Source organism: Opitutaceae bacterium (assembly GCA_015075305.1).
GTDB lineage: Bacteria > Verrucomicrobiota > Verrucomicrobiia > Opitutales > Opitutaceae > UBA6669.
Genome location: JABTUS010000001.1, coordinates 857,452 through 882,022 on the forward strand (window position 1 = coordinate 857,452; position 24,571 = coordinate 882,022).

25 protein-coding genes are annotated in these 24,571 nt (G+C 60.2%); 5 read left to right on the forward strand and 20 right to left on the reverse strand.

Annotated elements, in window-relative coordinates; genetic code table 11:
- Positions 1-56 precede the first annotated feature (56 nt).
- From HS122_03545 to tatA, 4 genes are all read left to right on the forward strand, one after another.
- A complete protein-coding gene (locus HS122_03545; GenBank protein ID MBE7537468.1) occupies positions 57-3,101 on the forward strand; it encodes a TonB-dependent receptor in 3,045 nt (1,014 codons plus the stop codon).
- 10 nt (positions 3,102-3,111) lie between these two features.
- The gene (locus HS122_03550) at positions 3,112-4,347 is read left to right on the forward strand and encodes a redoxin domain-containing protein (GenBank protein ID MBE7537469.1); all 1,236 of its coding nucleotides are present in this window, start codon (positions 3,112-3,114) and stop codon (positions 4,345-4,347) included.
- Positions 4,348-4,352: 5 nt separating this feature from the next.
- Positions 4,353-5,531 (forward strand): TlpA family protein disulfide reductase, encoded by a 1,179-nt coding sequence (locus tag HS122_03555; GenBank protein ID MBE7537470.1) that lies wholly within the window; start codon positions 4,353-4,355, stop codon positions 5,529-5,531.
- Between the two features lie 214 nt (positions 5,532-5,745).
- Positions 5,746-6,267 (forward strand): twin-arginine translocase TatA/TatE family subunit, encoded by a 522-nt coding sequence (tatA, locus tag HS122_03560; GenBank protein MBE7537471.1) that lies wholly within the window; start codon positions 5,746-5,748, stop codon positions 6,265-6,267.
- Here tatA and HS122_03565 read toward each other — a convergent pair.
- Genes HS122_03565 through HS122_03580 form a run of 4 tightly spaced genes read right to left on the reverse strand, consistent with a single transcriptional unit; the run spans position 6,253 to position 9,459 of the window.
- Entirely contained in the window at positions 6,253-7,770 is a 1,518-nt protein-coding gene (locus HS122_03565; GenBank protein ID MBE7537472.1) for an NAD(P)H-hydrate dehydratase, read from the reverse strand. The two genes, tatA and HS122_03565, sit on opposite strands and share 15 nt — an antisense overlap.
- The gene (locus tag HS122_03570) at positions 7,770-8,228 is read right to left on the reverse strand and encodes a hypothetical protein (GenBank protein ID MBE7537473.1); all 459 of its coding nucleotides are present in this window, start codon (positions 8,226-8,228) and stop codon (positions 7,770-7,772) included. The genes HS122_03565 and HS122_03570 overlap by 1 nt, the downstream gene beginning before the upstream one ends.
- 10 nt (positions 8,229-8,238) lie before the next feature.
- Positions 8,239-8,646, reverse strand: a complete 408-nt coding sequence (acpS, locus tag HS122_03575; protein ID MBE7537474.1) for a holo-ACP synthase — start codon at positions 8,644-8,646, stop codon at positions 8,239-8,241.
- 60 nt (positions 8,647-8,706) lie between these two features.
- Positions 8,707-9,459, reverse strand: coding sequence for a pyridoxine 5'-phosphate synthase (locus HS122_03580; GenBank protein MBE7537475.1), 753 nt, complete (start codon positions 9,457-9,459; stop codon positions 8,707-8,709).
- 94 nt (positions 9,460-9,553) lie between these two features.
- On the opposite strand from HS122_03580, the gene HS122_03585 reads away from it, so the two are divergent.
- A complete protein-coding gene (locus tag HS122_03585) occupies positions 9,554-10,270 on the forward strand; it encodes an MFS transporter (GenBank protein ID MBE7537476.1) in 717 nt (238 codons plus the stop codon).
- Between the two features lie 7 nt (positions 10,271-10,277).
- Here the strand turns inward: HS122_03585 and HS122_03590 are convergent, their stop codons facing one another.
- The 16 genes from HS122_03590 to secY form a co-directional block, all read right to left on the reverse strand.
- Positions 10,278-11,576, reverse strand: a complete 1,299-nt coding sequence (locus tag HS122_03590) for a citrate synthase (GenBank protein ID MBE7537477.1) — start codon at positions 11,574-11,576, stop codon at positions 10,278-10,280.
- A 159-nt stretch (positions 11,577-11,735) separates the two neighbouring features.
- Complete coding sequence (gene hisH / locus HS122_03595; protein MBE7537478.1) at positions 11,736-12,368, reverse strand: imidazole glycerol phosphate synthase subunit HisH; 633 nt, start codon at positions 12,366-12,368, stop codon at positions 11,736-11,738.
- 52 nt (positions 12,369-12,420) lie between these two features.
- Positions 12,421-13,017, reverse strand: a complete 597-nt coding sequence (hisB, locus tag HS122_03600; GenBank protein MBE7537479.1) for an imidazoleglycerol-phosphate dehydratase HisB — start codon at positions 13,015-13,017, stop codon at positions 12,421-12,423.
- Positions 12,990-14,105 (reverse strand): histidinol-phosphate transaminase, encoded by a 1,116-nt coding sequence (gene hisC / locus HS122_03605; protein MBE7537480.1) that lies wholly within the window; start codon positions 14,103-14,105, stop codon positions 12,990-12,992. The genes hisB and hisC overlap by 28 nt, the downstream gene beginning before the upstream one ends.
- A 2-nt stretch (positions 14,106-14,107) precedes the next feature.
- Positions 14,108-15,403 (reverse strand): histidinol dehydrogenase, encoded by a 1,296-nt coding sequence (gene hisD, locus HS122_03610; GenBank protein MBE7537481.1) that lies wholly within the window; start codon positions 15,401-15,403, stop codon positions 14,108-14,110.
- Between the two features lie 105 nt (positions 15,404-15,508).
- Positions 15,509-16,192: a hypothetical protein gene (locus HS122_03615; GenBank protein ID MBE7537482.1), complete on the reverse strand. Its 684-nt coding sequence runs from the start codon at positions 16,190-16,192 to the stop codon at positions 15,509-15,511.
- Positions 16,193-16,313: 121 nt separating this feature from the next.
- Positions 16,314-17,852, reverse strand: coding sequence for a glutamine-hydrolyzing GMP synthase (guaA, locus tag HS122_03620; protein ID MBE7537483.1), 1,539 nt, complete (start codon positions 17,850-17,852; stop codon positions 16,314-16,316).
- A 95-nt stretch (positions 17,853-17,947) separates the two neighbouring features.
- Positions 17,948-18,175, reverse strand: a complete 228-nt coding sequence (locus HS122_03625) for a hydrogenase nickel incorporation protein HypA (GenBank protein ID MBE7537484.1) — start codon at positions 18,173-18,175, stop codon at positions 17,948-17,950.
- A 113-nt stretch (positions 18,176-18,288) separates the two neighbouring features.
- A complete protein-coding gene (rplQ, locus tag HS122_03630) occupies positions 18,289-18,798 on the reverse strand; it encodes a 50S ribosomal protein L17 (GenBank protein ID MBE7537485.1) in 510 nt (169 codons plus the stop codon).
- Between the two features lie 141 nt (positions 18,799-18,939).
- Positions 18,940-19,941 (reverse strand): DNA-directed RNA polymerase subunit alpha, encoded by a 1,002-nt coding sequence (locus HS122_03635; protein MBE7537486.1) that lies wholly within the window; start codon positions 19,939-19,941, stop codon positions 18,940-18,942.
- Between the two features lie 86 nt (positions 19,942-20,027).
- Positions 20,028-20,639 (reverse strand): 30S ribosomal protein S4, encoded by a 612-nt coding sequence (gene rpsD, locus HS122_03640; GenBank protein MBE7537487.1) that lies wholly within the window; start codon positions 20,637-20,639, stop codon positions 20,028-20,030.
- Between the two features lie 64 nt (positions 20,640-20,703).
- Positions 20,704-21,090 carry a 30S ribosomal protein S11 gene (gene rpsK / locus HS122_03645; GenBank protein MBE7537488.1) on the reverse strand — a complete coding sequence of 129 codons (387 nt, stop codon included), beginning with the start codon at positions 21,088-21,090 and terminating at the stop codon, positions 20,704-20,706.
- Between the two features lie 255 nt (positions 21,091-21,345).
- Positions 21,346-21,723, reverse strand: a complete 378-nt coding sequence (rpsM, locus tag HS122_03650) for a 30S ribosomal protein S13 (GenBank protein ID MBE7537489.1) — start codon at positions 21,721-21,723, stop codon at positions 21,346-21,348.
- Between the two features lie 57 nt (positions 21,724-21,780).
- Positions 21,781-22,605 (reverse strand): type I methionyl aminopeptidase, encoded by an 825-nt coding sequence (gene map, locus HS122_03655; GenBank protein MBE7537490.1) that lies wholly within the window; start codon positions 22,603-22,605, stop codon positions 21,781-21,783.
- A complete protein-coding gene (locus tag HS122_03660; protein ID MBE7537491.1) occupies positions 22,602-22,829 on the reverse strand; it encodes a hypothetical protein in 228 nt (75 codons plus the stop codon). The genes map and HS122_03660 overlap by 4 nt, the downstream gene beginning before the upstream one ends.
- A 236-nt stretch (positions 22,830-23,065) precedes the next feature.
- Positions 23,066-24,568 (reverse strand): preprotein translocase subunit SecY, encoded by a 1,503-nt coding sequence (gene secY, locus HS122_03665; protein MBE7537492.1) that lies wholly within the window; start codon positions 24,566-24,568, stop codon positions 23,066-23,068.
- Positions 24,569-24,571 lie beyond the last annotated feature (3 nt).

The following is a 24,571-nucleotide window of genomic DNA, read 5'->3' on the forward strand; positions in this document are numbered from 1 at the left end:
TCAGGAAGCGTTAGCGGAAATCCGGGCAGACGGCATCTCGGGTGTTAGACCCAGCCATGAGATCCCTTCCCCTTGCCTTGCTCCATCGCGCAAGATCATTGCGCGCCGCCTTCCTCATTGCCTCGCTGACAATCTACGCAGACGCGTTTGCCGCATCCCAGGGAAAGATCACTTTTGATCTGCCGGCAGGCGAGGCAAGCCAGACACTCAAACAGTTCGCGCAGCAGGCCCAGCGGGAGATTCTGTTTCCCGTCCAGCCCGTGGGCGGTGTGCAGACCAACGACGTCCACGGGGAGTTCAGCGTAGGCGAGGCGCTCGACCGGCTGCTCAGTGGCACGGAGCTGACGGCGCTAGTGGACACCAAGACGGGTGCGATTGTCATCAAGCGCGTGTCGAGCCCAAACGCCCCAAGCCGCCCCGCTGAGCGCGAGGCGGCGCAAGGTGCGGAGACTCGTCCATCACGGGGTGCCGCCGGCACGAACGAGTTGCGCGTCGTAAAACTCGAAAAACTCGAGGTCACAGGCACACGACTGCATGGACTCCTTGCCGGAGCGACGGCGCAGCCCGTGCTGTCCCTGAACAGCCGCGACATTGACCGGACCGGCGCGCAGTCACTCGGAGACCTCTTCCGCTATATTCCCCAAGTGTCCAGTTTCACGCTCGGTCAGTCGGTGACCCGCCCCAGCGGCTTTGCTCAAGCGGTTGGCGGCCCTCCGATTCCGAACTACAACGCCTTGAACAATGGTGCATCCGGTCGCGTAACCGCCACATTGCGAGGTACTGCCGGTGACGGCACACTGCTGCTTGTCGACGGCGTACGTGTGCCAAAGAACAACCAGGCCAGCGGCGGGGATGGATACGACCTGAATGGCATTCCCCTGGCAGCCATCGACCGCGTCGAGGTTCTCCTCGATGGCGCCAGTTCCATCTATGGTGCGGACGCCATCGGCGGGGTCATCAACATCATCCTGAAGAAGAACTATCGGGGAAGCGAGCTGCGCCTGGGTTATGAGAACACCTTCGACCGCGACGCCGGTGTGCGCACGGCAAGCATCACCCACGGTTTCGGCAGCGGCAGGCTGCGCGGCCTCGCAACCCTCTCCTACGAGGACTCCAACAGCATGGCGTTGCGCGATCGTGCCCTCACAGCGAGTTCTGACCGAAGGCCTTTCGGAGGGCAGGATCTGCGCGGAACCATTGTTGGTGGAGCCGGACGGGTGTCGCGCACCGGGACCGTTCCACTGCCGGGCTTGACCGCCACATCTGCCGCTGTGCCCTCCGGAACTTCCGGCACAGGTTTGACGGTGGCAAACTATGCCAGCTCCGGCCCCATACCCGAGCCCGGTGATCTGGCGCAGTTTCAAGACTACAGCTCCGAGTACACCCGCAAGAGCGCCGTGATCAAACTGAGTTATGACTTCGCGAAATACCTGGAAGCCTACACCCATGTGCGCGCGGGACAGAACCGCAATGAACTCGCCCCCCAGCCCATTCAGGCGAGCCTTACCATTCCCGCTGGCTACCCCGGAAATCCGTTTGGCATACCGATCCTACTTTCGAAGTACCTCTACGACATCGCGCCCGTGCGGACATCAATCAATGATTCGTTCCTGGCGACACTGGGCGTGCGAGGTCAGCTTCCGCGGGACTGGCACTATGATGCCTCCATCAGCTTTGTCCGTGGGCACACCAGAGCTGATGCATCCGCCGGACCGTCAATCACAGCCGCGTTGTTCAATGCGGCTGTTGCCGCGGGACAGACTCCGAATCTCTTCTACGACAGCACGCGCATTCCGAATCCGAACGCCCCCGGAGTGATCGAATCCCTCACGACCCCGGCGCGCGACGAGGAGGTCACGGAGGATTGGATTTACTCGGCCCAGCTCGATGGCCCGGTCTTCACATTGCCCGCCGGCAAGATCGTCGTCGCCGGAGGTGTTGAATTTCGTGAGGAATACACGGACTTCCCCCTGCGCTCCGCCACCGACAATGTTTCGGCGCGAGCTTCAAACCAGGAGGTGAGGGCCTTCTTCAGTGAGGTAAACGTGCCTGTTTTTGCTCCAGCACAGAAGCTGCCTCTCCTCGACCAACTGAACCTCTCGGGATCGTTCCGGCGCGAAGCGTACACTTCCGGCGGAAGCTCCTCGAATCCCCGGGGGGGCGTGGCCTTTCGTCCCATTAAATGGCTCCTGCTGCGAGGCAGCTACGGCACGGGCTTCAAGGTGCCAACCCTGCTGCAGACCAACCAGCCGGTTCTCTCCAGTACATTTCGCTTTTCAGGCAGCGTTGATCCCCTCCGTGGCAACGAGCCTCAAACCTCCTTCATAACCCGCACCACGGGAGGCAATCCCAACCTTCGTCCGGAGAAGTCCGAAAACACCAGCTTCGGTTTCGTCCTGGAGGCGCCGATGGTCAAGGGGTTGTCCTTCTCCGTTGACTGGTTCGACAACAAGTTCATCGACCGCATCACGCTACCCGCATTTGAACAAATGCTCCAGCACTTCCCGGAGCGCGTGACCCGCGGCCCCAACCGACCCGGAGACCAGGCAGGCTGGCCCGGCCCGGTGACGGCCATAGACTACCGCAATGTAAACCTCGCTTACAGCGAGGTGAGCGGCTGTGACGTGAGTGCGAAGTACGACCGCACAACTCCGCTGGGAGAGGTGCTCGTCAATCTCACCGTCACAAAATATGCGAAGAATGTTTTCGTCGCGGCGCCCAACGCTCCTCCTTCCTCCAATGTGAACACGGACAGCCTGCCAGTTCAGGTGAGCGGCGCAGCGTTCCTGAACCGTGGCGCCTGGGGAACCGGCGCACTCGCCACCTATCGCGCTGCCAGTCGCTTCCTGCCCACCGTCACCGCCACGCCCTCCGCGATTCGCTGGGACTGGCAGTTCAGCTACGACTTCGACAAATCGGCCTGGCTGAAGACGCACGGGGCCGGATGGCTCGGGAGAGCTCTCAAAGGCGTCAAGGCCAGCCTGACTGTCTTCAACGTATTCAACACGGAGCCGCCGCTCGACTACCTCTATCTGCCGGACAACACCACGCTCGACGCGCGCCTGCGTCGCTACGGCCTCTCACTGCGCAAACAATTCTGAATACAACGCCATGAAATCCCTTGCCTGCTGTCTGCTCTGTCTGACCTTCGCATGCGTCAGTGCGGCCGTTGCCGCTGATGCCGCCGGAGAGCTTACTGCTCTCAAGGCACTGGTGTCCGAAAAACCCCCTGCCGGTTTTTCCAGCAATTCGGCCCGGTTCCGCTGGAATCTCGAACGTGGCAACGCCATCGCAGCCGCCGCCGAAAACTTCATGACCAATCATCCCACCGACCCCCGTCGCTGGGAGGCTGCGGTCATCCTGCTCTCGCGGACCCGTGCATTCGTCAAGGCCATTGACGAGGCCAAGCTCGACCAGACCAGGCCTGGAACCGTGGTCATGGGTTCCATCACCTACGACCATGAAGCCCAGGCGGACTGGCGCCGGCGTATGGAGGAGCTGGACACCCAGTGTGCTGCAGCCACTGACATGACAGCAGAAGTCCGCAAGGAATACGAACTGGGCGCAGTCATACGGCACATGACCTCAGCCGGAATGATCGGCGCGGGCGCCAGAGTGAGCCCCGGAAAGCCTGCGACCAAGGTGGACCCGGCCGAATCTGCCGCGCTTCTCGCAAAGCTGCACGCTGAACTCGACCATGTCATTGCCGCCTATCCGGATGACCCGCTCACGACCTCGGCTTTCGACCGCTTCGTCAACCTGTACCGACGCTCGGGCGCCTCGATCGAAAGGGTCAACGCGCTGCTGGAATCCTATGTCGACGCACCCAGCGAGGGCATCCGCAACATCGTCGAAGCAGGCCTGACTTTGCAGAAGGCTCAGATGCAGCCGCTCGACTGGAAATTCACCGCAGCCGACGGCCGCCAAGTCGATCTAACCCAGCTCCGCGGCAAGGTTGTACTGATCGATTTCTGGGCCACCTGGTGCAAACCCTGCATTGCCGAAATCCCGAACATCGTCGCCACCTATCAGAAGTTTCATGAGCGCGGATTTGAGGTTGTTGGAATTTCCCTCGAGCAGGCCGGAGTGACGCCTGAGACTGGCGCTGATGCGGCCCAGATGAAGCTGGCGGCGGCGCGCCGCAAGCTTCTGGATTTCACGGCGAAGCACGGCATGCCGTGGCCCCAGTATTTTGACGGCAGTGGATGGAAAAATCCATACACTGCAAAATACGGCATTCGTGGAATCCCCCGAATGTTCCTGCTCGATCGTGAAGGCAAGGTTGTGACCATGGACGCCCGGGGACCGAAGCTCGAAACCGAGCTCAAGCGACTGTTGAACCGCTGACCGCCGTGCACGCTCTACGCATTCTGGCCGCGGCAGCCATGCTCCTTTCCGCCAACCTCCGCGCTGAGACGGAGGCCGATCGCGACTTTGCAGCCTACAACGCCAGCAAACGCATCATGACTCCACCGGAGTACAAGGACATGACTGCGGGTGAGCGCGCCCTGTGGCGCGACAGGGAGATGGTTCGACTCGCAAAAGCGGGCCTCGCTCTTTTCGAAAAGCACCCCGACGACCCTCGGCGATGGGACTTGGTTGTATACCTTGGCTACCTCAAGCCGGGGTTCATCAAGTCGGTCGGGCCGGACTACGACACCATGAAGTCCAAGGCGTTTGTCTACGACGATGCGGCGAAGGCGGCGTGGGCAGCGAAGGAAACGGAACTTTGGAATGCGATGCGGGCAGCCTCGGATCGCACCCCGCTGGCGGACGAGGAACTCGCTTGGGGATCCTTCGCAACGGATTTCCGAGCCCAGGCGGCACGTGCAAAAAGGGGAGAAGCGGTGGATTGGGTGCCTTTTCGGAGGAGACTGGCCGCGCATGTCGAAAAATTTGTGAGCATGAATGAAACACTCACACGACGCGCTCGCGATTTTCTGAGTGCGCTGGCTGCCTTCGCTCCAGATGCCGCGGCGATTGAGTGGCGCAATCTGGCTGACCACTCGCCCAATGCCGCACTGCGCGCACTCGCCGCTGAGGAATCAAGCAGGATGGCCGCACTTGTCAGGCCGATTGAAATCAAGTTCACCGCGATTGACGGCCAGGTGGTGGATTTGAACGCGCTGCGCGGCAAGGTCGTCCTGGTCGACTTCTGGGCCACTTGGTGTGGGCCGTGCAAGGCAGAGATCCCCAACATCAAGGGAGTCTATGCCGAATACCACGACAAGGGCTTCGAGATCATCGGCATCTCCCTGGAAAACGCATCGCTCAAACCCGAGGACACTGCTGAGCAAGCTGCGGCCAAACACGAGAAGGCCAGAAAGATCCTCGCTGATTTCACCGCGAAAGAGGGCATGTCCTGGCCACAATACTATGACGGCATGTACTGGAAAAATGCCATCTCCACACGTTTCAACATCACCGGCATTCCCGCCATGTTCCTCATCAATCAAGAGGGAAGGGTCGTGTCCACAAATGCGCGTGGTCCGTCCCTCGAGGCTCAGGTGAAGCAATTGCTCAAGCTCTAGCACACACCAATCGGCTGATTGGCTGCCTGCATTTCATCCCTCCACCCCCCGGACGGCTCGGAGTGAATTCCCCCCGGCGCTGTCTTCAACCGCGTCATCAGCAGCTCCTTCCCGCTTGTTGGTTGCAGAAAATAATTTCATACGATCGGCATTGTCATATTGTCAGATGACGTCGGTGGGTTACCGTGGACCGTGAATGGCGTCTATATCTGAGATGACATCGTCCTGCTTTGCGTTGCTCGGAGATATTGGTGGGGCTGAATTGCTCCTGATCTTCGTCTTGGTGCTGGTGCTGTTTGGCGGAAAACGGCTCCCCGAGTTTGCCCGCGGCCTTGGGAAATCGATCAGGGAATTCAAGAAGGCAACAAGCAGTGTTGAGGAGGAATTGCGGCGGGTGATGGAGGAACCGCCACCTCCTCCGCGCAAGAAGGATCCGGCGTCGCTTCCCGCCTCATCCACACCCGCACTGCCGTCTCACGCCAGTGCGTCGGCTGGGGTGATCACCGATGAACACGCCTATGATGACGATCCCTACTCCGCCGATCTGCATCATCCGGGTCCCGACGCCCCGAGCGTATCAGTGAATGACGACGCGAGCACCGTGCCACTCACGCCAGCAGAACCGGTTGCACCATCCCACTCCGAAACGGCATCCACCGATCCAGCAAAGCCCAAGGATGCCGCCAGCGCCTCGCCTGGCTCCGAGGCCACCGGGGGCGACTCAAAGGTAGCCTGACGCGGGAGACCGCCTGATAGCGCCGCTGAGGCACCCAAGAATCTGCGTGGCGGTGACCGCTGTGGCTCCGTGAGCGCGAGCGAGCACATCCGCAGCACATCCCTGCCAGACGACACCCGTGGCGGCCGCCTCCAGGGGACTCTCAGGATTCTGCGCCAGCAGCGAACCAATGATGCCGGACAACAGGTCGCCGCTGCCTCCGCGGGCTAGAACCGGACCGCCAAACGGCGAGCAATACTGAATCTCCCCCGAGGCAACCCGCGTGATGGGTCCCTTCAGCACCACCACAGACTGATGACGCCGGACATAACTTTCCAGATCCAGGCCTTCTCCAATCCTGGCAAATTCTCCCGCATGTGGCGTCAGGATCTTCGCGCAGTCACCCGCCGTCACGATATTCGGCTGGAGCGCATCCGCATCGATGAGCACGGGAAACCGGAATGTCCGCATCTCGGAGGCTATGCAGGCCAGTGTCTCGACCTCCCTGCCCAGGCCCGGTCCCACGACCAGGGCCGTCAATCGCTCAAGCCTCCTGCGCAGCACATGCGCACCCTCCATGGCCAGCCCACCCTCCGGCGTCTCCGGCCAGCCAACCCACATCGCCTCAGGCACAGCGGCCGCAAAGCTCGCCACCAGCGAATCCGGCACGAATGCGGTCAGAAGCCCGCAGCCGCCCTGCAGCGCAGCGCGCACCGTCATCAGCACCGCCCCCGGATACTGGAGCGAACCTCCCACCACGCCGAGATGACCGTAGCTTCGCTTGTCGGTCCTTGAGTCGCGCAATCGCGTCAGCGGCGCAAGGGTTTCCTCCATCAGGACACGCGTGGCGGTTCCGCTGCCGGAGGGAACGTCCCACCCCAGATCCAGATGACGGATCCGACCGGCATTCGGGATTGTCAAGAGGGGGGTCTTCGTGATGCCGGTGGCGTAGGAGAAGTCCGCCCGAAACGCTTTAGTTTCGCCCAGGCCCGACGGCAGGTCCACCGCAGCCCGAAGCCGGACATCGAGGGCATTGATCCGCTCCAGCCAGAGCGCCACACCCTCGGAAAGCGGGGGCCTGAATTGAAATCCAAAGACACCGTCAACCACCAGGTCGTAGCCCGGCGCCAGCCGTTCCGTCGAATGCACGATGGCACTACGATTGAATCCATTTCTCTGAAATGAGATCCATGCCCGCCGGGTCAGCGGACGAAGCGAGCGCTCGCCAAAGAGAAACACAACATCGGCATGCGCCCCTGGATTCTGAGCCAGCAGGAGATCCGCGGCAATCAAGGCATCCCCGCCATTGTGTCCCTTTCCCACCAGGATCAGAAACCGCGGCCTGCCGCCCCAACCGCCAATCTCTCCGGAGTCAGCGGCAATCGCATTCGCAAGAGACCGGCCGGCCTGCTGCATGGCCCGCCACTCGAGCGTTTCGTCGCCGCGGAAAAAGTTCGCCTCGAATTCCCCCGCCTCCTGGCAGGATAGAACCGGGCGCGACACGATTCTCAGTCTGCGTTCCATCAGCGTCGTGTGGCTGCCGCTGCCGGCGCGGTGAATTGCAGGGGGCACTGGATGCCAAGCCCCCGGTCAACCACCGGGCGTGTCAGGCGTGTCAAGCTGCGGAAATAGACATGGTCACCATGGCGGACCACCTCGAAAAACTCGGAAAAACCGCCCTGATCCACGTTCCACATGGCCACCTGCGTGGTGTCGCCCTCCCAGATTGCGTTGCCGCCCCAGGCGTCCCAAACGGCCTCGATTGTCGCAAGCGATGCCTCCGGCTTCCGCGCAAGCGCCTGCACCACGGCAGGCGGTGGCGGCAGTCCGGCGACTGGAACGGGCGGCGCACCCGGACGGATGTAGTCGCGCCGTAGCAGAAAAACAAATACAGCACCAATCACGAAACCAAGGAGCACCCAGGACGGCACCTTCGACGGTGGCGCCGGTGGAGGTGCATTGTCGGGAATCACCGCGCTCATGGCTGAATGGCTATCCGCGCACAATCGCGGCCACAGCCAGCGCAGCAGTGTCCGTGTGCGACAACGAAACGAGCACCTGCGTGCCGCCGAAGCGTCGCAGCAGGTCCACGCCTCCTTCGTCGAGGCGGATGCGGGGATCGAGCCTCGTTCCGTGATAGACTGAGATGGATTTCCATCCCAGCTCGGCGCCAATGCCGGTTGAGAAGGCCTTGGAAACCGCCTCCTTTGCCGCAAAGCGGGCCGCGAGGTGCTTGTGGGGGTGCGCCATCTGCAGGCAGTACGCGCGCTCCTCGTCGGTGAACACCCTCGATAGAAAACGCTCTCCGTGCCGCTCGTGCGCGCTGCGGATCCGCGCCACATCCACGATGTCGGTTCCCAGACCCAGAAGAACGCCGCCGGAAGGAAGGTCGAATGTCATGATGACAGAGGCCTCAGAGCGTCCCACATGAGGCGGCGGATCTGCAATCGCCGTTCATGCTCATCGCGCATGCATGCGCCGTTTCATTTCACGCACCGCCTCGTCCACTCCGGTGAAAAGCGCCCGGCTGACAATGCTGTGTCCGATGTTGAATTCATGCACGTGGGGCAGCGTCCTGAATTCGGCCACATTGACATAGTTGATGCCGTGTCCGGCGTTGACCACGAGGCCCAGCTGATGGGCATAGGCCGCCGCTTTGCGAAGGCGTTCGAATTCAGCAAGGCGCCGCTGTTTGGGCCCGGCATAGGCCTCCGCGCACGCGCCGGTGTGAAGTTCGACCCACGGGGCGCGCAGCTCAGCCGCCACATCCAGCTGCTGTTCGTCTGGATCAATGAACAGGCTCGTTTCAATGCCGGCAGCAGACAGGGCTCGAATGGTTGAACCCACTCGATCCCGATTCGCGATGACATCCAGCCCGCCCTCGGTCGTCACTTCCTCGCGGTTTTCCGGAACCAGACACACGGAGTCGGGCCGCAGACCAAGTGCAAGATCCAGCATGGCTGGTGTGGACGCCATTTCCAGGTTCAACCGCGTCGCGAGCGCTTCTCTCATGCGTCGCACATCGGCCTCCTGCATGTGCCTTCGATCCTCACGAAGGTGCACGGTGATGCCGTCCGCTCCCGCTCTTTCACAGGCAATGGCAAATGCAACGGGATCCGGTTCGACGGCCCCGCCGGCGGACGCGCCCGCATTTCGGTAGCGCGCCTGCCGGACTGTCGCACAATGGTCAACGTTGACGCCCAGGAGTATCATGCTGTGAGCTTGCGCTAATTCCTTTGGCAAACAAAGGCTGAAGTAGGCGGGAGTTCACCTTCCTGAACACCAGCCGTCCAGCCTCAATCCCACCATGCCCACCTCACCGCCCAAGCGCGAAAATCTGCTGCTGAACATCTTGTTCAATGTCGCGCTTCCCTCGATTCTCCTCACGTACCTGAGCAAGCCCGCTGTGATCGGGCCCGTCTCGGGATTGATTGTCGCCCTGTCCTTTCCGCTTGGGTATGGGATCTGGGATTTCATCCAGCGGCGGCAGACGAACTTTGTCTCGGTCATCGGTTTTGTGAGTGTCCTCCTGACGGGAGTGTTCGCATTGATCCAGGTCAATCGCTTCTGGTTCGCGGTCAAGGAGGCCGCCATTCCCACCGTCATCGGCGTGGCCATCCTTGCCTCACTGGGCTCCAGGCGCCCCCTTGTGCGGCAGCTTCTTTACAATGACCAGGTGATCGACGTGCCGCGCATCGATGCCGCGCTCCAGACGCGGGGAAACACCAAAGCGTTGGACCGGCACCTGCGCGAGGCCAGCCTTCTGCTCGCATCCAGCTTCGCCATCAGCGCCGTGCTCAATTTTGCGCTGGCCCGTTTTCTCATTCGCAGCGACACCGGAACCCCGGACTTCAATGCCGAGCTCGGAAAGATGAATGCATTGAGCTGGCCGGTGATCGTGGTGCCCTGCCTTGTCATCATGCTCGTCGCCCTCTGGCGCCTGATGAAGGCCATCTCGAACCTGACGGGCCTGTCGACCGAGGAGATTCTTCGCTCGCAGCCAAATGCTGCGGCCAAGGGATGACTCCGTGCTACTTGCGAAGATTTGAGGGGATGTAGTTCCGCTGTGACGGACCGGTGTATATCTGACGCGGCCGGTAGATCTTCAGCTTGGGATTCCGCGCGACCTCCTGCCATTGGGCGATCCAGCCCGGCATGCGCCCCATGGCAAACATGACCGTGAACATCTCCTCGGGAATACCGAGCGCACGCATGATGAGTCCCGAATAGAAGTCGACGTTCGGGTAGAGCTTTCGCGCGATGAAATAATCGTCGCTCAGCGCAACCTCCTCGAGCTTCATCGCAATGTTCAGCAGGGGATCGTCCTTGATGCCCAGCGATGCGAGCGCCTTGTAGAAGCTCGTCTTGATGATCTTGGCGCGTGGATCGTAGTTCTTGTAGACGCGGTGACCGAAGCCCATCAGTCGCTCGCCCTTGCCGGATTTCGCGGCGGCGATGAATTTCGTGCCGTCATCACCATCGGCATGAATGGCCTTGAGCATCTCAATCACGGCCATGTTCGCTCCACCGTGCAAAGGGCCCCAGAGGGCGTTCACTCCAGCGGAAATCGAGGCGAAAAGATTGGAGCCCGCGGAGGCAACCATGCGCACCGTCGATGTTGAGCAGTTCTGCTCATGGTCCGCATGCAGGAGCAGGAAGAGATTGAGCGCTGAGGACACCTCGGGGGTTGCGACGTACTCGTGGGAAGGCTCCGAGAACATCAGATGGAGAAAGTTGTCGCAGTAGCTCAACGAGCGTTTCGGATGATTCAGCGGAAGACCGCGGCTGATGCGATAGGAAGAGGCTGCGAGCGTGCGGATCTTTGAGATTGCAATCGCAGATGCGTCCTCAAACTGCACCAGATCCTTCTGGTGGTTGTTGGTCGCGAGCTGCGGATGGTAGCACCCGAGGACGTTCATCATCACGGACAGCACCGCCATGGGATGCGACTCCCTGGGGAATCCGCGCAGTTGCTGCGTCATTCCTTCATGCAGGGGAGCATGGCGTGTCAACAGGTCGGAAAACCGGGCGCGCTGCTCGGGGGTCGGCAGATCGCCATGGATGACCAGATAGGCCGTCTCGATGAAGTTGGACCTCTCCGCAAGTTGTTCGATGGGATAACCGCGATACCGAAGGATGCCCTGCTCACCGTCGATGTATGTGATCGCGCTCTGGCAGGAACCGGTGTTGCTGAATCCTTCGTCAAACGTGATGTACCCCGTCTCCGCGCGCAGCTTGGAAATGTCCACGGCCTTCTCAGCCTCGGTCCCAACAATCACCGGCAGGCTGAGCTCAGCATCGTCAATTTTCAGGGTAGCAGATTTCGCCATATTCGTCATTAGACAGCAAAAACCGTCCGGCTTGCAAAGGAAAGTTGCCGGACTTTCCAGGCAATGCGCCGCAATTAGGGGGAATGGTCGCAACGGTTAGGAAATGTTTGCTCCCTTCGTCGTCAAACTGGCCGTTCGCCAGTTGACCCAAGTCTGCGCCTAGGCGGCCAGGTTGACAAAATTCCGGTAGATCTGCAGCCCCTTGCCCTGGCTCTTCTCGGGGTGAAACTGGGTCGCGAAAACGCTGCCACGGCTCACCGCGGCGCAAAAATCGCCACCGTAGTCACAAGCCGCCAGCGTCAGAGCGGGGTCATTCGGCACGCAGTGGTAGCTGTGAACGAAGTAGAACGCCTCCCCGTCAACGGCCAGATTCGCTGCCAGGGGCGCCTCTGGATGGAGGAAGCGGACGGTGTTCCAGCCCATGTGCGGAATCTTGAATTCTGGGGGGCGCCTGAATCGCACCACTTCGCCCGGAAAAATTCCCAGTCCCCGCACCCCGCCCTCCTCCGAACGTTCAAACAGCGCCTGCATGCCCAGGCAAACTCCGAGAAACGGTCGATCCTCCCGGATCCAGCCCGCGACGGAATCCGCCGCACCTGATGCACGGAGGGACGCCACACAGTCGCGCAGCGCGCCAACGCCTGGAAGCACAAGCCCTTCGGCTCCGCTCACTGATAGCTCCTGCGGCGTGCGCACAATCCTCACCAGACCGCCGGCAGCCTCCACCGCTTTTGTGACGCTGCGGAGGTTGCAGATTCCGGTGTCGATGACGGCAATAGTGGCGGCGGGCATGCGGGACGTTTGCTCTGTCGAACCACCAGGCGCGTTCAGGCGCGATGCAGGCTTAAAGTTTTCCCTTTGTCGAAGGAAGCCGGCCCGCCATCCGAGGATCGATCTGCGTCGCCTCATCCATTGCGCGGGAAAGCCCCTTGAAAATCGCCTCGGCCACGTGATGGGGTTCCTCGCCGTACTCGAGTTTCACATGAAGGTTGCAGGCCAGCGCATTGCTGAATGCCCGGCTGAATTCCTTGACCAGGATGAGATTGAAGTCGCGTACAAAGGCACCCGGCGCATTGACATCATAAACGAGGCAGGCCCGCCCGCTCAGGTCCACCACCACGCGGGCCAGCGATTCATCCATGGGCAGAAAAAATGAGCCGTACCGCCGTATGCCGCGCTTGTCCCCCAACGCCTGTCGAAAAGCATCTCCAAGAACGAGGCCGACATCCTCGACGGTGTGATGGTAGTCGACATCGACATCACCCTTGCAGGAGACCTCAAGGTCGAACAGCCCATGCTTGGCGAAGAGGGTGAGCATGTGATCGAAAAACGGCACGCCCGTGTCGATTTTTGAGGTTCCGCTCCCATCGACAGCCAGAGCCAGCGTGATGTCCGTTTCCGCAGTTGTGCGCTTTACGACTGATTTTCGGAGCGTGTCCATTCGAGAAGTGCTTGATCGACGATGTTCATTTCCTCGTCGGTTCCGACGCTGATGCGAAGAAAGGAACCGGTCAAGGGATGGTTCGGAAATGCGCGGACCAGAACCCTGCGAGAGAACAGGAAATCATAGACGGATCGCGCAACCTGCCTCCCGCTACCGCCGTTGCGGTCCCGAGGTTCCACAAAAATGAAATTCGTGGAGGACTCGTAGCTGAACCAGCCAAATTCCCGACTCCACTTGGTGCGGTAACGATCGCGGGTCGCGACCACCTTCCCGATCAACCGGTCATAGTAATCGCGGTCAGACAATGCCGCGATCGCGGCGGCCTGCGAGAGGCGGCTGACATTGTAGCTGTCGCGCACCCTGTCCAAGAGCTCCACCATCTCGGGACTGGCCAGTGCATATCCCACACGGATGCCAGCCAATGCATGGGCCTTGGACAATGTACGTACGACAACAAGCCGCGGATGCCGCGCCAGCAGGGGCACGGCATTTTCCTTCGCGAACGGCGCGTAGGCCTCATCCACGACGAGCACGCCCGCAAAGCGCTCCAGAATCCGCTCCAGTTCGGCGTTGGAGAAGGCGACACCCGTCGGTGCATTGGGCGAGGTCAGGAAGAACGCCCTGGCCGATGATGCGGCGATCGCCTCCACAGGCAGGTGCATCGTGCGATCAAACTCAATCGCCGTGCTCCGCCCGTCCTGGAGTCCGATCAGCACGGGATAGAGCGAATAGCTGGGAAAAGTGTAGCCGGTGTCAACGGATGGACCGCTGAAGCATCGCACCAGGAGGTTGAGAATCTCGTCCGAACCGTTGCCAACAAAGACATCCTTGGCCGTGAGGCCATGCCCGTGATAGGCCGCAATGGCCTCACGCAGGGGCTCGCTTGAGGGATTTGGATAGAGTCGCAGCGAAGCCCCATCCGCTCCAATTTCACGGCGCAGCGCTTCAACGATCGCAGGGCTCGGCGGGTAACCCGACTCATTGGTATTGAGTTTTATCCATCCCGGGCCGGTTGGCTGGAGCCCGGGTACATACCCATCCAGCCTCGCTATATGTGGCGAGACCAATGTTGAAATCATTGTCATGTTCAACGAAGCCGGCAGGCGACGGAGCGACCATGCGCGTCGAGCTGTTCCATCTGGGCGAATGCGCCCACAACTGGAGCGGCTTTCCTGAGCGCCGTCTTGTCATAGTGAACCGTGCTCGTCCGTCGCATAAAATCATCCACCCGAAGTCCGCTGAAGAATCGTCCGGCGCGTCCGGTTGGCAAAACATGGCTTGGTCCGGCGGTGAAGTCTCCAAGCGCCGTCGGTGTATAGTTGCCAAGCATCACGGCGCCTGCCGTCGTGACCTTCTGCAGCAGCGTTTTCTGCGCGGCATCCGACACCAGCAATTCAAGGTGCTCTGGAGCAACATGGTTGGCCACCTCGATCGCCTGCGAAATCGAAGACACCTCCACTCCAAGAAACCCCTGGTCCAGCACGAGTTGAATCCTTCCCACGCGAGAGAGCGACTTCACCTGAAGCCGGATCTCAGCGAGGATGCCCTCGAGAACCGGCTTGGAAGTGGCGACGAGATAGATCTTCTCGCGTCCGCTTCCGTGCTCCGCCTGTGCAAGGAGATCCGATGCGGCAAATTCGGGATCAGCGGTTTCATCAGCGATGACCATCAGCTCGCTCGGTCCGGGAAGAAGATCCACTCCAACAACTCCGAACACCTGCCGCTTCGCTTCGCAGACGTATGCGTTCCCGGGGCCGTATATCTTGTCCACGGCAGGAATCGTCACGGTGCCGAAAGCCATCGCCCCAACTGCATGCACCCCGCCAATGCGATAGACCTCCGACACACCCACCCGATGGAGCGCTGCAAGCAAGCCATCCGCGACACGACCCTCCGCGTTGGACGGCGTAAAGACGGCGATTTCCGGGCATCCCGCTATTCTGGCCAATGATGCCGTCATGAGAACCGTCGAAACCAACGGCACCTGGCCTCCAGGGACATAGAGGCCGACACGACGAATGGGATGAAAGCGTTCACCCACCATCCCGCCCTGGGGATTCTTCGCAGACCAGTCCTTCGGGCGGCTTTTCTCATGAAAGGCGACTATCGATTCGTGCGCCGCTGCAATCGCCTTGGCCTCCGCGGCTGGAAGGCGCTTGGAGGCTGCGAGGATCTCACTGTCCTTCACACGAAACAATCTCGCGGCCAATTTGGCTCCATCGAACTTCGCTGCATAATAGGCAAGTGCCTCATCGCCGCGCTGCCTGACATCCGCAAGGATGGCAGCCACCGAATCGGAAATCTCGCGAGGCACCAATGCGGTGCGGCAGAAACTGGAGAGGTCGTCGCGAAACGATTTGGCGGTGAACGAAAGTGTGCGCACAGCAGGTTCTTGGGAAAAGTACTTCCTCGTACCCTAGCCGGCGTCACCATTTGGCGGCAACGCTGAACACGCTTCCTCAATCGTGAAACTGGAGCCAGGCCTCAATTAATTGGGTCCGGCGGGAATCGGCACGACGGAAGGCACCTGGAAAAGCTCGTCTGCAAACGATTCGTTGATGGCAATCGCTGTAAATTCTATGGTTACCAGCCTGGACCTTCCATCCTCCGTCTTCGTTTGCGTGACAATCCTCTTCGGGAAACGAATGCCGCCTGTGATTATCTCTCCCTCTTCCCGGATTGTCCCGCCCTGTTCATTCTCAGTCAAAAGGAGCCTGCCGGTTGTCTGATCGAAATACCGGGTAAACACGCTCCCTGTGTCGTGAACAAAGGACAATTTGCGAGCCATGAGCCCATCCAGATCCACCAAGCCCAGGTCATCGACCCGCCCACCCTTGCGTTCCAGTCCCCGATAAAATGCAAGGTTCTCCCAGGTGTTCGCTCGCAGTCGCTTCACCTGTTCCTTCTGCATCAGGCTCATGCGCCACCGCTCAGGATTGTGCAGGTCCTCGTACCGCTGCCAGGCTTCGTAATCGTCCAGCGCCGTGATTTCCCTGCGATCCGCTGTTGTTGTGACAATTCGCTGCCGGTACGGCTTCTGGAAGATGATTTCAATCGTGGCCTTCCGATGGTCGCCGGTCGTCAGTTCACCCTGAAAGTGCACCGTCCTGACAGCCTGCAGCGCTTCCTCGGATCCGAGCCAGGCCCTGGCCTGATTCACAACCGCCTTCACGTCTGCGGTTTGACAAAATGCCGTGCACACGCCCAAGGCGGAACAAAGGAGCAACGACGCTGCACGAATGAGCCTCATGTCCTGTCAGACCCCAAATCCGATGAAAAGGTTTCGATCAACCTCATTCCCATTCAATCGTCGCCGGCGGCTTGGAACTGATGTCGAGCACCACCCGGGAAACGCCACTGACTTCATTGGTGATGCGGGACGAAATCAACTGGAGGAGATCATACGGCAGGCGGCTCCAGTCGGCCGTCATGGCATCCTTGGATTCGACCACCCGCAGTGCAATCACATCCGCATAGTTGCGTTCATCGCCGATGACACCGACCGATCGCACGGGAAGGAAAACGGCGAATGACTGCCAGACTTTCCAGTACCATCCGCTCGCCTTCATCTCCTCCTGCACGATCGCGTCAGCCTTGCGCAGGATATCGAGCCTTTCCTTCGTGATGTCACCCACAACCCTGACGCCCAATCCCGGGCCGGGAAATGGCTGCCGCCAGACCACCTCACGGGGGAGCCCAAGCGCGGTGCCGACTGCACGCACCTCGTCCTTGAAGAGTTCCCGCAGCGGCTCGAGCAGCTTGAGCTTCATGCGCTCGGGAAGTCCGCCCACGTTGTGATGCGACTTGATCAGAGCCGCGGGGTTGTCGGCGATCGCCACCGATTCGATGACGTCCGGGTACAGCGTTCCTTGGGCGAGAAATTCGGCCGCACCCACCTGCCTGAGCGATTTTTCAAAGACGTGCACGAATGTGTTGCCGATGATTTTTCGTTTCTTCTCCGGATCCACGACGCCCTTCAAGCGCCTCAAAAAAAGCGCCGATGCGTCGACAACCCGGAGATCGATCCTGAAATTGCGCTTGTACAGTCCGACCACGGCGTCGCGCTCACCCTGGCGCAGCAGTCCATTGTCCACGAAGACGCAGGTGAGCTGCCTGCCGATCGCCTTGTGAATCAATGCCGCGGCGACGGATGAATCAACCCCACCGGAGAGACCGAGAAGCACCCGCGCCTTTCCGACCCTGTTCCGGATGTCGTCAATCGCGTGTCCAATGAAATCCTTCGTCGTCCACGACTGTCCCGCACCGCAAACTTCCACGAGAAAGTTGCGGATCATGTCGGTGCCGTGCTCAGTGTGAAACACCTCGGGGTGAAACTGGATGCCGAAGAAGTTTCGTTTCCGGTCCTCAATCGCGGCGAATGAGGAGTTTTCCGTGGAACCTATCGCCATGAACCCGGGCGGCAGCGCGATGAGCTTGTCTCCATGCGAATTCCACACCTTGAGTCTGCGGGGCAGTTTCGCGAAAAGCCTTCCCGGCCTGGTGATCCGGAGGTTGCCGTGTCCGTACTCCCTGCGGTCGCCCCTGGACACCCTGCCACCGAGAAGTTTTCCCATCAACTGAATGCCGTAGCATATGCCCAGCACGGGCACGCCGGCTTGAAAGATCCGCGGATCCGGCAAAGGCGCCCGGCGTGCAAAAACGCTGCTGGGTCCACCGGAGAGGACAATGCCGATGACACCATCCGCGACCAGCGTTTCCACGGGCGTGGAAAAGTGATAGATCTTGGAGAAGACCGAGCACTCCCTGATGCGACGCGCGATGATCTGCGTGTATTGTGATCCGAAGTCGAGGACTGCAATCGTCTGGGCCATGGGAAACAAGAGCGACCCGCGGTCGCGGGATCAAGCGAGGAAGGTGTTTCGAAATCGCGAAGGTGTCGATCGCAAGCCGGGTCGAGGAAAACCGCTCAAAATCTCAGGCGAGCGTTCTCGTGGGCGCATCGAGGGCATGGAACGCGGTCGGCATCCGAGGCGGTCGCATAGAGGTGCCTGCATCGAACGCAGAAAAACACGTGTTTCCGGCGCGGCCGGTCGAATCGCGTGCGATCGCGCCGGTCGTAATACAACCACAGACCCAGATAGAGGGCGGCAACCAGACCGCAATAGACGACGACGGCACCCGTGAGGTCGAACACTGGCGCAGGTTGGCGACGGTCAGGTTTCCCGGCAACCTTTTCAGGGTGGGTGCCTCACGCTTCCACAGGAAACACGCCGGAAGACCGGCGCGTTCGTGTGCAGCGCAGCCTGGTCAGGCCTGTGCCTCGGCGGCGGGAGCCGCCTCGGCCGCAGGAGAGGATTCAGCGGGCTTGTCGGACGAAACCGCCTTCGCGCCCCTGGCGCCCCGGCGACCTTTCGACTTCTTGTACCCAGGATCGTCGGCCCTGATCAGCTCGATCAGGGCCATCTCGGCGGCATCGCCGATTCGCTGGTTCCCGAGCTTGTAAATGCGCGTATATCCACCCGCGCGACCGGCGAACTCCTTGTGCTTCTCCTTGAAAAGGACGTCGATGGCCGCTTCATCACGCACATCGCGGAGCGCGAGTCTGCGCAGGTGAAGCGCGGCGCTCTTCTCCTTGGCGACCGCGGCCTTTTTGGCCTTGGTGATGATCTTTTCGATGAATGGGCGCAGAGCCTTTGCCTTGGTCAGCGTGGTCTCGATGCGACCATGACGGATCAGGGAGGCGCCCATGTTCGACAACATGGCGGCGCGGTGTTCGCGGGTTACGCCAAGTGAGGCGCGGTGTTTATTGTGACGCATGATGCTTGTGTTTGTTCGATCCCCGATCGGCAACCCGGTCGCAGCGTGGGGCGGCAGCGGGCGGCGCGAGGATCAGAAATGATGGGAGTGATCGACAGCGCACCGGGCCGTCCGCGAATGGCGGAGCGGCGCCCGGCGGGCTCAGGCTTCCTTCTTGGTATCGAGCAGACGTTCGTCGAACTTCATGCCAAGGGAGAGGCCGAGCGCCTCCAGTTTCTCCTTGATCTCGTTGAGCGACTTCTTGCCGAAATTCCGGTACTTGAGCATCTCCTGCTCGGTCTTCATCGCCAGCTCACCAACGGTCGTGATATTGGCGTTGTTCAGGCAGTTGGCGGCGCGAACGGACAGTTCAATCTCGTTGACCGACATGTTCAGCAGCTTGCGCAGCTTGTTCTGCTCCTCGCTGACCTCCGACTGCTGGTTCTCAAATTCGTAGACCTCGTCGCTGACGCGATCGAACACATCGAGATGATGCTTGAGGATCGAGGCGGACTGCTTGAGCGCGTCATCCGGGGTGACACGGCCGTCGGTCCAGATTTCCAGGATCAGCTTGTCATAGTCGGTGATCTGGCCGACGCGCGTGTTTTCGACCGAATACTTGACCAGGCGCACGGGCGAGAACAGGGAGTCGATTGGAATGACACCGATCGCCTGCTCCTCCTTCTTGTTCTGCTCGCCGGGATAGTATCCACGGCCTGTCTTGATCTCGATTTCAGCCTCAAATGCACGCGGCTTGTCCAGCGTGCAGATCACCTGCTCGGGATTGACGATCGTGATGTTCGCATCGGCCTGGATATCCGCCGCAGTGACGGCCCCCACGCGATTGACCCGGATGAGCAGGGTGACCGGCTCCCGCTTCTGGGAAACGATCAGGATCTTCTTGAGATTCAGAACGATGTCGGTGACATCCTCAACGACGCCATCGACGCTCTGGAACTCGTGATTGACGCCGTCGATCTTTATGGAACTGATGGCCGAGCCCTCGATGGAACTCAGCAGCACACGGCGCAATGAATTGCCCACGGTGTGCCCGTAGCCGGCTTCAAACGGTTCGGCGATGAACTTTGAGTAGGTGGCGGTGGCGCCTTCCTCGATCTTGGTGAGCTTGTTCGGGAGTTCGAACTTTCCGAGGCGTTTAGGCATGGAGATGTAGAGGGACGATGATTGACGCTAAAGGGACAGGACGATTTGACCGGAGGAGAAAATGAAAAGCCGGGAAATCCGGCTGATTAGAAGCGGGAGTAGAACTCGACGATGAGTTGCTCGTTGATCGTCGTGTCCATTTCGTCGCGATTGGGCAGGCGATTCACGACGGCCTTGAACGCCTCGGCATTGAGCGTGAGCCAGCCGGGAACGTTGCGCATGCGGTTCTCCTCGAGATTGCGCGTGGCGATCTGGCGGGATGTCGGCGTATTCTTGATCTCGATCTCCTCGCCGGCGCGGACATTGTAGCTCGCGATGTCGACCTTGTGGCCGTTTACGCGGACATGGCCGTGATTGACCATCTGACGCGCGGCTGCGCGGCTCTTCGCAAATCCAAGAAGGTAGACAACGCTGTCGAGACGCGTCTCGAGGAGCTGAAGGAAACGTTCACCGGTTACGCCGCGGCCGCTCTTGGCGATTTCGAAAACACGGCGGAACTGCCGCTCAAGCAGGCCGTAGGTGTAACGAAGCTTCTGCTTCTCGTTCAGTCCGACGGCATACTCGGACATCTTGCGGCGATTCTTCGGGCCGTGCTGGCCGGGAGGAAATGGGCGGCGTTCGAAGGCTTTGGTGGCACCGAAGATCGGCTGTCCAAAGCGCCGATTCATGCGGGTGGTGGGACCGGTATAGCGAGCCATGACTGCTAGGGATGAGTTTGATTGAAAAGTTGTGGGATGAAACGGTGACCGCGAGGGCGTCGGATCAGACGCGGCGGCGCTTGGGCGGGCGGCAGCCGTTGTGCGGTATCGGCGTGACGTCGATGATCGAGGAAATTTCCAAACCAATCGCCTGGAGAGCGCGGACTGCGCTGTCGCGACCGAGTCCGGGTCCGGAAACGCGGATGACGACGTCCTTCAGTCCATGGGACATCGCATTGCGCGCGGCATCCTGGGCGACGACCTGCGCCGCGTACGCGGTGGACTTGCGGGAGCCGCGGAAATTGCACTTTCCAGCGCTCGACCAGGCGATCACCTGCCCTTTTTGGTCGGTGATGGATACAATCGTGTTATTGAAGGAGGCCAGAACATTGACGATGCCCGACGTGACGTTCTTCGAGCCTTTCGCCTTGCGAACCTTGATGGCTCCCAACTCCTCCTTGAGAAGCTCCTCGGCCGTCGGCTGTCGGGCGACTCCTCCCACAAGCTCAACCGGCTTGGCTGAGGCTGCAGACTCCGCGGCGGAAGCATCCCCCGCGGGTGCGGGGGCGCCGGCGGCGGCGTCAGCAGGCGCAGCCTTTGGCGCCTTGGGTTTCCTCTCAGCGGCGGGAGCGGCATCCGCGCTGGCGGTCGCCTTGGCGGATTTTTCTTTCTTCGGAGCAGATTTTTCTTCGGCCATGACGGAAAATTATTCTTTGGCTTTGGTGACGCCCACGGTCTTGCGCGGGCCCTTGCGGGTGCGCGCATTGGTGCTGGTGCGCTGGCCCCGCACGGGAAGGCTGCGGCGATGGCGGATACCGCGATAGCAGTTGATGGCCTGAAGGCGCTTGAGATTCGCGGCAATTTCGCGGCGAAGGTCACCTTCCACCACCCACTTGTGTTCAGTGATCACATGAAGGATGCGATTCAGGTTTTCCTCCGTGAGGTCCTGGGCACGAATATTGGGATCGATGCCGGCTTCCTTGACGATCTGGTCGGCACGGAGCGGCCCGATGCCATAAATGTAGCGCAACGAATGGCCAACTTTCTTTTTGGCCGGAATTTCAACGCCGAGAAGACGAGGCATGGTGGATTGTGTTTAGCAGTTTGGATTGAAGTTTGAAAAAAAATGATGGTGCGGCAGTCAATCAGCCGCAGGGGCGGAGGAGGCGGCTCCATGCGGCAGGGCATGGACCGTCGAATTCATGGGGACCGGAAGCGTCAGTATTTCCGGCCCATTCTCAGTCGTGAGCACCGTGTGTTCGAAATGGGCTGAAGGCGATTTGTCCGCCGTCACCACCGTCCAGCCGTCCGCAAGCATGCGGGTCTTGAAGCCACCGAGATTCACCATCGGTTCGATTGCGAGTGTCATTCCAGGCTTTATCCGGTCACGCACCTCACGGCCGAAATTCGGGATCTGAGGTTCCTCGTGCATGCTGACACCGACACCGTGACCGACCATGTCGCGAACAACTCCGAAGCCACTGGCTTCAACATGGGTCTGGACAGCCTGTGAGATGTCCGAGATGCGATTGCCGACAACGGCCGCGGCGATGCCCAGGCGAAGCGCCTCTTCGGTGACATCAAGGAGTTTCCTCAGCTCCGGCCGGACCTTTCCGACCGGTACGGTGACGGCATTGTCGCCGATGTATCCGTGGTTGGATACAACGATGTCGATGGAAACGACATCACCATCGCTTAGGATCCGCCGCAGCGAGGGTATGCCATGGACAACCTCCTCGTTAACGGAGATGCAGGTGTGCGCCGGGTACCGGCGTGATCCCACCTGATAACCGAAGCAGGCGCTCCTGGCTCCCAAGCGGGCTATCGCGTTGCGCCCGGCCTCCTCCAGATCCTGAGTGCTGATGCCCGGCCGGACCATCGCCTTCAGTTCCTGAAGGACGGTCGCCGCAATCCGGCACGATTCACGCATGTGAACGATCTGTTTTTCGGACTTGATCGGGATCATGCGGTGTGCGCTCGGCTGCCGGACTCGGCCAGCAGACCATGATTGCGATAGTGATCGACGAGACCGGAGGCGGATTCAAAAGCGTCGCCCGGGATGACGGCATCAAGGCATTCCTGGCGGGCCTCAAGCCATTCGTCAAAAACCAAAGCCTGGAGCAGCGTAGCCGGGAAGCCCCAGAGGACAAATCCCGCATCGGGTTTGCGCGACCAGAACCATTTCCGCATGATGGCGAGGATGGATGCGTCAGTCGCAGGGATCTGCGTCAACGCTGGCGGCGAAATCTCCAGCCTCAGCAATCCGGCCGGAGAGACGTGCTCAATATGATTCAAAGAACTGTCGTGTAATGCTTCGCCCGCAAGGATCGATCGATGTGAACCGAGGACCACCAGCTTGGTTTTGGCCCGTAGGTTCAAACCAGCGAAGAGGTCGGAAAGTGAAGACTTCACGACCGAAGTAAAGGCTAATTTCCGCTAAAGTGACGATAGGCCCAGATGCCCAACCCCAGCAAAAAGAGCCCCAGCATTGGGTATACGAGTTTCATGACCGCTTCTGAGCTGAGTGCGTCGCTTGTTGCACTCGATACTCCGGCGCTGCGCGCACGGATGCGTCCCTTCTTGAGGAATCCATCGTAATGGCGTTGCAACAGAAATGTCTCAACCTGGCGCATCGTGTCGAGAATGACACCCACGGTGATCAGCATGCCCGTTCCGCCAAAGAATATTGCGATGCGTTGCGGAACGTTGAGCTCGAAAAGGAGAACGTCCGGCATGACGGCTATGATGGTCAGAAAGATCGAGCCAGCCAGCGTCAGGCGCGTCATGATGAAGTCGAGGAACTGCGCCGTGGGTTCCCCAGGCCGGACCCCGGGGATGTAGCCGCCGTACTTTTTCAGGTCATCGGCAATTTGAATCGGCTTGAACATCACGGACACCCAGAAATAGCTGAAAAACAGGATCAGAAAGACCATGATCGCATAGTAGCTCCAGTGGCCGCGCAACAGATTGCTGGAAAAGTCGATCATCCAGCGCCAGTTCATCGCCGCACCGAGCTGGGCGAATATCTGCTGGGGAAAAAGCAGGATCGCACTCGCAAAGATCACCGGCATGACTCCGGAATAGTTCACCTTCAACGGGAGGAAGGAACTCTGCCCTCCCATCACCTTGTTCCCCACCACCCGCTTGGCGTACTGAACCGGAATCTTCCGCTGGCCCTGCACCACCATGACGATGCCCATGGTCACCAGCACAAACAGGGCGACCATGATGATTCCCTGCGGAAGGCCGAGACGATCGACGCCGATCGGTGCAAAAAAGAGCCGGTACGTGGCTGCAGCCGCTCCGGGAATATCCGCCAGGATGCCTATGGTGATCAGGATTGAAACGCCATTGCCAATTCCGCGCTGCGTTATCTGCTCACCCAGCCACATCAGCAGAAGCGTGCCTGCCGTCATGAAAATGACGGAGGTGATCAGGAACGATGTCTTGCTGACTATGACGATCGATCCGTACTGGTTGATGTCGTAGCCGGGAAACAGGCGTCCGGGATTCTCCAGTGCGAGAATCAGCAGCGTTCCCTGCACGACGCAGATGAGGACCGTCGCGTATCGCGTATACTGCGTCAGCTTCTGGCGTCCGACATCCCCCTCCTGCTGAAGCCGGCTCAGGCTCGGGACAACCGCGGTCATCAATTGAAACACGATCGCCGCACTGATGTAGGGCATGATCCCAAGCGCAAAGACGGCACCCTTCACGAGCGCGCCGCCGGTGAACATGTTGTACAGCCCGACCAGTGCGCTTGCCCCGCCGGTCGTCTGATCGGCGAAAAACGCCTGCAGCGGCTTGGGATCAAGTCCCGGCAGCGGAATGTGCGCACCTACGCGGGCGACAAACAGGAGGGCAAGTGTGTAGAATATCCGGGAGCGGAGCTCCGGAATCTTCAGGGAGTTGGTGAACGCTGAAAACACGGT